Here is a 745-nt window from a genome sequence, read left to right on the forward strand (position 1 = left end):
CCTACTGTCCTCCTGCGATTTCTGGGGGTAAACACATACGGATGATGAAACGCCGCAACGACACGATGCTCGTTCTCGTCGATCCAGTTGGTGGCTTCCGTGGGATCGCAGACGCGCTGAACGCGAAGACGATTACCGTCGGTGGTGATACGAAGCTCAACCCACTCGAAATCCGAGAGACACCCCAGAATGTCCTTGATTCCGGTGACGGGATCTCGCCGTTATCGGCGAAGAAAGACGAAGTCTATGCCGTCCTCGAGAACTTCCTCGACGCTCGCGATATCGAACTCGGAACCGAGACGGGCGTTCTCTCGTATGTCATCGACGAAGCCTACCGGCAAGCAGGGATCGTTGAGGACGACGTCTCGACGCACACATCGGCGAACTCGCCGACGATGCAGGACGTTCATCGCATCCTCTGTGATATCGCCGAGAACCCGGACGAGCACAATATCGCGGAGTCCGAGTCTGCTCGCGAGCGTGCTGCACAGTATGCGGACGAACTCGCGATTGCGTTCCAGCCATTCCGCGAGGGTGGCTCCTACGAAAACCTCTCGCACCACTCTGAGATCGATATCCTCGAGGGCGACAACAAGGTCGTCTATATCGACCTCGGTCAGATCGAGGGCAGTGCATCAGGAATCGATCGCCAGACGTTCTTGATGCAGCTGCTACTCTCGACGATCTACCAGCAGGCGAAAAACACCCAGCGAAACGTCGAACTCGCGATCGACGAAGCCCACTA

At 57.0% G+C, this 745-nt stretch carries 1 pseudogene; it reads left to right on the forward strand.

The features are described 5' to 3' along the window. Positions 1 to 745: pseudogene (locus tag C487_RS09535) on the forward strand (VirB4 family type IV secretion system protein); the annotation flags it as partial.

The organism is Natrinema pallidum DSM 3751 (assembly GCF_000337615.1).
GTDB classification, from domain to species: domain Archaea; phylum Halobacteriota; class Halobacteria; order Halobacteriales; family Natrialbaceae; genus Natrinema; species Natrinema pallidum.